General features: G+C 52.4%; 7 protein-coding genes and 1 tRNA gene. All 8 read right to left on the bottom strand.

The window, feature by feature from the left end:
• Positions 1–231 precede the first annotated feature (231 nt).
• The 8 genes from E5336_RS07030 to E5336_RS06995 all read right to left on the bottom strand — a co-directional run bounded on the left by E5336_RS07030 (position 232) and on the right by E5336_RS06995 (position 7,501).
• Entirely contained in the window at positions 232–1,125 is an 894-nt protein-coding gene (locus E5336_RS07030; protein WP_135980397.1) for a DNA/RNA non-specific endonuclease, read from the bottom strand.
• Positions 1,122–1,505, bottom strand: coding sequence for a hypothetical protein (locus E5336_RS07025; RefSeq protein ID WP_135980396.1), 384 nt, complete (start codon positions 1,503–1,505; stop codon positions 1,122–1,124). The genes E5336_RS07030 and E5336_RS07025 overlap by 4 nt, the downstream gene beginning before the upstream one ends.
• Positions 1,505–2,644 carry an N-acetylglucosamine-6-phosphate deacetylase gene (nagA, locus tag E5336_RS07020; RefSeq protein WP_135980395.1) on the bottom strand — a complete coding sequence of 380 codons (1,140 nt, stop codon included), beginning with the start codon at positions 2,642–2,644 and terminating at the stop codon, positions 1,505–1,507. Before nagA ends, E5336_RS07025 begins: the two co-directional genes overlap by 1 nt.
• A gap of 156 nt (positions 2,645–2,800) precedes the next feature.
• Complete coding sequence (locus E5336_RS07015) at positions 2,801–3,640, bottom strand: YitT family protein (protein WP_135980394.1); 840 nt, start codon at positions 3,638–3,640, stop codon at positions 2,801–2,803.
• A complete protein-coding gene (locus E5336_RS07010; RefSeq protein WP_135980393.1) occupies positions 3,637–4,986 on the bottom strand; it encodes an RsmB/NOP family class I SAM-dependent RNA methyltransferase in 1,350 nt (449 codons plus the stop codon). Before E5336_RS07010 ends, E5336_RS07015 begins: the two co-directional genes overlap by 4 nt.
• A 15-nt stretch (positions 4,987–5,001) precedes the next feature.
• Complete coding sequence (locus tag E5336_RS07005) at positions 5,002–6,093, bottom strand: M23 family metallopeptidase (RefSeq protein WP_135980392.1); 1,092 nt, start codon at positions 6,091–6,093, stop codon at positions 5,002–5,004.
• 64 nt (positions 6,094–6,157) lie between these two features.
• Complete coding sequence (locus E5336_RS07000; RefSeq protein WP_135980391.1) at positions 6,158–7,339, bottom strand: O-antigen ligase family protein; 1,182 nt, start codon at positions 7,337–7,339, stop codon at positions 6,158–6,160.
• Positions 7,340–7,425: 86 nt separating this feature from the next.
• Positions 7,426–7,501: transfer RNA gene (locus tag E5336_RS06995), tRNA-Thr, on the bottom strand.
• Positions 7,502–7,563: the final 62 nt, after the last annotated feature.

Genomic DNA, 7,563 nt, shown 5'->3' with positions numbered 1-7,563 from the left:
GTCAAAACATCAAACGAATGAAAAAGCTGCTGGCAGCCGGCATCGACAAAGCCACAATTGCCAACGTGTTCGACTGCTCTTTGGAAGAACTCGAAGCCTTGTCCAAAAACAAAAACCGGTAACCCGGTTTCAAATTGACATACCCAACCCGGAAAAGCGGAAACGCTTTTCCTTTTTTACGCAAAAAACCGGGAATCGCTTCCCGGCTTATGATGCTCTTTTTAGATTTTGTCATTTTTTACCAAGACACTGGTTGTGTACGGTATAGCCCTGATCCAACAGATCCTGCAAGCTGCCCCGGTAAAACTCTTTGTTGTTTTTGTTCATCGACTCCACCGAAGAGCAGTTTGGAGCGTGGATCTTCTTCGTATTTTTATTCAACACGTACGTTCCCTCGTCCTTTGTTTCCGTCGAAGTTTCACCACGCAAATGGCTGTCGCCCGTCGCGTAGTCGATCTCGATACCCGGCTGGACGTTGTACGCGTAGACGTTGTAGGAAATGCCTTCCCCTTCGTCCTCGACCGAATAGCCTTCCATAATGACGCCGTCCGCGACCAGATTGTCACCCGTATACACTGGAATGACCCGGTACATGACGTGGTTGCCCGTTTCCTTGATGTAGTCGCGCACCATGTCCTCAAACGGCTTCATGCCTTGAATATTCAAATAGCGCGTGCCCGTCATCAAGTTGTTCGGGTTCGCGTCCTCTCCCGTCAGGGACCACGCGATCAAATGGCATCGGTTATACAGGCTTTTGCCATCCACGTTATCATATTGCACCGAATGCCAGCCCGTCGGCTTCACACTCGAAATGTTTCCCCGCTCTTTTGTCGGCAGCAAATCCGTGCCAATCGAGGAAAACGCACCCGTCACCCGACCCAAATCATCCAGCTCGTAATACGTCTCAAACGACTCGTCCGTGATTTCCTCGTCGGTAAACGTCGGCACGTTGTCGTTGAGCGCCACATACGCCTTGTCCGTATACGCCGGAATGGAATCCATCGTGACAGTCGGCTTAGGCGCTTCGCTTTGCGCGCAACCCGCCACCGCCAGCGCGAGCATGACGCTCGCCAGCGCCGACACGAACAGCCGGCCAAACCGCTTGCCTAATCCGTTTCGCTTCATCTGGTGTACACCTCTTTGACGATCTCGTCATGCGAATAGCCTTTGATCACGCTCACATCGTCAAGCTTGAGCGACTTCAAATCGTACGACAACGTCACATCCGCCGGATACACCTTGTCCCAGCGATACACAACGAGCGTGTTGAAATCGAGATTCGCCAAATCATCGGCTTCCAGGAACACGTTTTCGCATCCCTGAAAATCGTCCGTGACCTGCACGTTGTCCATGCCTTCAAAGAGCTTGGCGCTGTACTCGCGCATCGCGATCGGCTCGCCCTGCAAAGTCCGCTCGATATCCGCGACCACCTCCCGGTCCCGCGAAGGCCTTCTTTCGTTAAAAAGCAAGCCGTTGTTTTGATCCACGCAAAGAAAGACCCGCATTAAAACGCTTTCTTTCCTTTCACGTACGTCATCAAAACGTCGTAGTTGTCATCGAGCACGACCAGATCGGCGTCCTTGCCCGCCTGGATGCTTCCCTTGCGGTCGGCCACGCCAAGCATTCTCGCCGGGTTAAGCGTGCAGCTGTTGATCGCCGCCAGCCAAGGCACCTGCGCCTTTTCATGCACGATCATCAAGCCCTTGTTCACATTCAGCGTCGAGCCCGCCAGGCTGCCCGCGCCCACCAAATGCGCCGAGCCATCCTCGAACAACTCGATCTCGTTGCCGCCAAACAGCACCCGCGTGCCCACCGGCAGCGACTTCACCATCAAAGAATCCGTCACCATGATCGCGTGGTCGTTTCCTTTCGCCTTGAAATAATCGTTGATCGCCGCGTAATGCGAGTGGTTGCCATCGCAAATGATTTCGCCATACACTTCCCGGAAACGGAACGCCGCGCCCACCAGACCAGGCTCGCGATGATGGAACTTCGTCATGCCGTTAAATACGTGCGTCATACTCATCGCGCCATTGGCGATCGCGTCGGCCGCCTGCTCGAACGTCGCGCTCGAATGGCCCTGGCTCGCCACGATATTTTGCGAAACCAAATAATGCAGCAACGCGTAGTCTTTGTCATGCTCGCACGCCATCGTCACCAGCTTGATCAAGTTGTGACTCGCCTTTTGGTACCGCTTGAACTGCTCGACATCCGCCGGCACGCAATACTGCTCCGGCTGCGCGCCCTTGTACACCTGATCCAAATACGGGCCTTCGAAATGGATTCCCAAAATTTCAGCGCCCTCGTAGCCTTCCTCCACGACATTCGCCACGTTGGCGACCGCTTTGGTCAACACTTCCTCGCTTTGCGTGATCGTCGTCGGCAAAATGCCCGTCACGCCTTCCTTCACGATGTTTTTCACCCAATGACGCAGCCCGTCCGGCGTGGCGTCGTTTGTATCCCAGTCATACGCGCCATGCGTATGCACGTCAATAAAGCCCGGAACAATTCGTTTCCAGCCATAATCCTCGTCAACCGGTTTTGTTCCATATGGATAAATCGCCTTGATTTTTCCATCTTCCATGTCGATCTGCGCTTCCATCCACATGTCCAAAACCCAGACTTTTTTACTTTGTATAATCATAAAAGAACCTCCAACTATAACTACTGATACTGTATCATGTTCCGGAGTAAAAAGCACCAGAAGTCCTAAAACGTAAAAAAACTAAGCTAAAAAATGCCAAAAAAGCGCCGGGCTTTTACCCAGCGCTTCGTCCACGCAACCAATTTCCAAATTTTGTCACAACCGCTTTTCAAAATTTCCCATCACCGGCGAGGCGTCGCTCAAAATGACAAACGCTTTGGGGTCGACCTCGTGCACGATCTTTTTCAGCCGCCGAACCTCGTACTTGTTAATGACGCAAACAAGAATATCCTGGCGCGTATCCGTGTAGGCGCCATATCCGTCCCAATACGTGATCCCGCGTCCGGTCCGCGTCATCAGCTCTTTTTTCAGCTCCGGCACTTGCGAGAAAATCAACGCCTGAATGCTGATGTTTTGATAGTGCACCTGATCGCTGACATAATACATCAAAACAATGTACATCAACGAATACAAAGCGACTTGCAAATCAAACAAAACCGCCGAAATCGTCAAGACGACCGCGTTGATCAAATACGAAAGCTTGCCAACGGAAAAGTCCGGACGCGTTTTGGAAAAATAAACGCCAAGAATATCCAGACCGCCGCCGCTTCCGCTGCTTCGCAAACACAAGCCGATTCCCAAGCCGCCGATGCAGGCGCCAATCAAACAATTCGAAAGCACATCCGGCATGATCGGCACCGTCAAAATCGGGATGCATGACAAGCCAATCGTCTGAATGATCAAAGAGATCAGCGTCTTCACGCAAAAGCTTTTCGAAATCGTCCGCCAAGCCAAAATGAAAAGCGGAATGTTGAACGAAAAGTTGATAATACCGGTCAAATCGACGGAAAACGGCAGCAAATAGTTGATAATTTGCGCCAAGCCGACCAGACCGCCCGCGTTCAAAGTCATCGGTGAAATAAAGCAGTTGACACTAATTGGAAACAGCAGGCTTCCAACGACCAAATCCACCCACTTACCTAGTTCCTTATTCATTGTTGTTCCTCCCCGTCCATCCGGACATGCGATTTTGGCAGCAGCCGCATGCCTTTCGGAATCTTGTTGTTGATTCGATGACCGTCGCTTTTGCCAAACCCAAACGGATACCCGTCAAAGCAAACCCCGACAAAACCCGGCTCGCCCTCGATTCGAATTTGCTCACCATGCATATAGGCATCCATTTCGCACAATCCGCACGACACTTTGTTTTTCAGTCGATCCATCGTATCCGCCGCCATGTAAAACGCGTGCGCCGGCTCGAACCGGTTTTTCTTCATCTCGCCAACAAGCACCCCTTGCCGGACCACCTTCAACTTGCCAAAATCCAGAAACGCGTGCTCCATTCGAAACAGCTTTTCCTTGCTGTGATGAAAAAAAGAAAAATCCCCCTCGACTTGTTCTCGCAAAAACGCACGCTCCGTGGCGTTTGGCTTCTCGTTTTTTAAAAGCGCGGGCGTGTTGGACGCGTCGCCCTTTTTCACAAACTTGGCCATAAACTGACCCTCGCCGCCATCCATTGGAAAAACACGACGGACTTTGGACGCATCCATGCCTGGCGTCTTTAAGCCCGGCCGGCCAAACGCCGCGCCGCAATCCACAAGCTCCATCTCCGGAAACCGCTCCAGGATCCACGCCACGACTTCCTCGTTTTCCTCTTTCGCGTAGGTGCACGTCGAATACACGAGCACCCCGCCGCCCTTCAAGGCGCGCACCGCGTTGGAAACGATTTCCTTTTGCCGCGCCGCGCACATCAAAATATTGTCCATCGACCACGTCTGCGCCACGATGGCGTGCTTTTTCAACATCCCTTCTCCCGAGCAGGGCGCGTCGACAAGCACTTTGTCAAAGCAGTTTTCAAACGCCGCGCACAACGGTCCGCTCTCGCTATTGGTCAACGCGAAATTGACGACCCCCATCCGTTCCAAATTGGATAGCAGCGCCTGCGCCCGCTTGGCGTCGATCTCGTTGCATACCAGCATTCCGGACTCCAGCTTTTGCGCGATTTGCGTCGTTTTCGAACCGGGCGCCGCGCACAAATCCAAAACCAAATCATCCTTTTGCACATCCAGCAAGCCCACGACTCCGCTCGCGCTTGGCTCCTGCAAATAAAACAAGCCGCAAATGTGATAGGGATCCAAACCAAGCGGCCGGTCGACATACCAGGAATGATCGGCGAACGGACTTGGCTTGCCAAGCAGCCCGGGCTCGGGAAAGCGATCCGGATCGACTTTTTTCGTATTGATCCGCAAAGCCTTGTACAAATCCTGATCCAGCGAAGCCATGAACGCCTCGAACTCGTCAGGAATCATCGTTTGCATACGATTTAAAAATTGTTCGTTCATAAAATTCTTCTTTCGTCAAAATATGGTTTCCGGCTGAATGCGGCAGGCGTAAGGCGAGCACGTCGCCGGCGCGTCCCAGCCGTTGCCAAGTGAAAAATCAGCGGATTCTATGAAATACTGTAACACAAAATCGGCATCCGCCGCGAGGGAAAACACCTCGATATGGCAATGGGGCCCGGTCGAGTTGCCACTGTTCCCGCTCAGCGCCAGCACATCCCCTTGCTGCACGCTCTGTCCGGCCCGGACAAACAGCGAACGCGACAAATGGGAAAACGTCAGCACATAAAACGTGTCCCCCACCTTGCAAAGCAGGCAAATCGAATTCCCGGCCCCTGCCGGCCAGCCGCACCAGTTTCCCAAAAATCCACCGTCTTCCTCGACTGGCGCGTTGGCGTACAACACGATCCCCGGCGCCGGAGCGAGCAGCGGCGTGTGCATCGGCACCGCGTAATCGGCCCCCAAATGCAATCCCCCTTGCGGATACGCCCAGGTGCCCGCTGAAAGAGAGGCGTTTGCAAACGGCGCCAAAAACGAAGCCGAAGCCTCGATCCGGCTTCCATCCACCAAGCCAAGACACGAGTTCCCCGTTTCCTTTGTCACGCCAATCGAGCCAAACACGGGCAAATCTTCCGTTCCCGCCAACGTCTGCGCCGCCTCGCGCATGCCGCCGGGACGAAACCCCCGCAGCTGCGGATTGTCCAAAAACAACGTTTCCTGCACCTGGATCCAATACGCCTTGCGCGCCTCGGCTTTTTTTAAACGCGACCGATACGTCTTTGTCACCGACTCGATTTGCTCGCGATGCGCCTGATCGGCCAGAGCGCTTTGCGCTTGACGCAAAAAGGCTTCCTCGTCCCAGGACGCCTCCACGCCCATTTGCTCCGCCAGCAAATACAGGCCCGTTTGTTCTTTTTGGGATTCAAAAGCCGCCACCTGCTTTCGCAAGGCGTCGTTTTTTTGATCTAGGTGATGCAAAGCTTGAAGGCAGCGCTGCTGAAGGCGGGTGTAGTGGAGAATCTGGCGCGCGCAAAAGGAGGAACGATCCTCGATCGAGGTGGAAAAAACGAGCGAAACGCTCAAACAAACACAAAGTAAAAGTTGATTCATACCATTTCCTTCTACTGTCTGTCTACGCCATTATACTAAAACGCGAAAAAAAAGCCATAAGATTTTAAGATCTTATCGCTTTGTTTGGCGCGGCGCTGTTGATGACCAGCAAAAAGATACAACCCGTCGCCAGAAAGTTCATTGTCACATCCAGCAAGCCGTGGATGAAGAAAATCACAAAAAAACAAAGAATCATCGCGAAAATCGCCGGGTCCTTGCTTTGGCGGTACGACGCGTAAATTTCTCTCCAGACGCTCCATCCATACCCGAGCAGCAATGTCGTGCCTACCACGCCATACGAAGTCAATGCGTCCAGAGCGATGTTGTGGGAATGGGGCGCCTTGTGGCCATGAAGCGCCTTGTACACATGGCCATACGTTTGCGGTCCTTGGCCAAACCACGGATGCATCGAAATCGCCAGCAGCGACGTCGACCAAATCTCGAAACGGGACGTGAGCGTCGACATTTGATCGAAGCGCGGAATAAGCTCCGGAAACATGAGCACGAGGACAAGCGCGCTCATTTCGGCAATCATCGAGCCAATAAACCAGATCCGCTTGCGGTCAAACCAGAAGAAGACCGGAAAAATAAACAAAAACGGAAGCAGCGCGGTTCGGCATCCCGTCAGCAGCATCATAAAAAAATTGAAGCACGCCGTCACGACATAATAAACGCGGAAGCCCGCTTTTTTTGTCCGGATGAACTTATATAAGCAAAACACCACTTCGAATTCCAAAATCGTCGCGTAGAAGTTCGCGTTCATAAACGTCGAATTGATGCGGTCCTTTGGCGAGTTTTGAATCACAAAATCGAAAAAGTCGTATCCTTTGCGCGCCGACACCTTTTGAAACTCGTACAAGCCATAAAAACCGGCCAGCCAGGAAAGAACGATAATTTCCGACACGACGTACTGGAACAGCCGGGGTGTAAGCTGGCGGCGGTAAAAGGCGATAAAAAAACCGATCAGGACAAAACCGCCGGCATTCAGCAAACCAATCCAGTTGCGGTAAAGCGCCGAGACGACGATTTCTAGCGCGCAAAACGCGTAAAACCACAGCGCCCCTCTTTGCTGGCGCACCGCCTGCACGAGATGGCCTTTCCACAAGGCGAACACGAGGACGGCCGCAAGTACCGCGGCGGAAAACTGAAACGGCAAAAACAATCCGGCCACCGCGACCAGAATCGACTGCTCGAGAACGTTGAAAGATAAAATATCGTGGATGACTTGATCAAATGCTTTTTTCATAAGACCATTATCGGGGATAGCGCCTTGTTTTGCAACTTACAAGTATGCAAGAAAAAAAAGCCCTTGCGGGCTTTGATCTCATAACATGGTGCCGACGATAGGACTTGAACCTACGACCTACGCGTTACGAGTGCGTTGCACTACCAACTGTGCTACGTCGGCATCTGTAGAGTATTTTAGCAGAAAGAATCGTGAATCTCAAGACCAAAATACTCTATTTTTTC

It is taken from the genome of Dubosiella muris, from assembly GCF_004793885.1.
Classification (GTDB): domain Bacteria; phylum Bacillota_I; class Bacilli_A; order Erysipelotrichales; family Erysipelotrichaceae; genus Dubosiella; species Dubosiella muris.
Note: the sequence above shows the minus strand (reverse complement) of the source record. Positions and strands in the feature narration are given on the sequence as shown.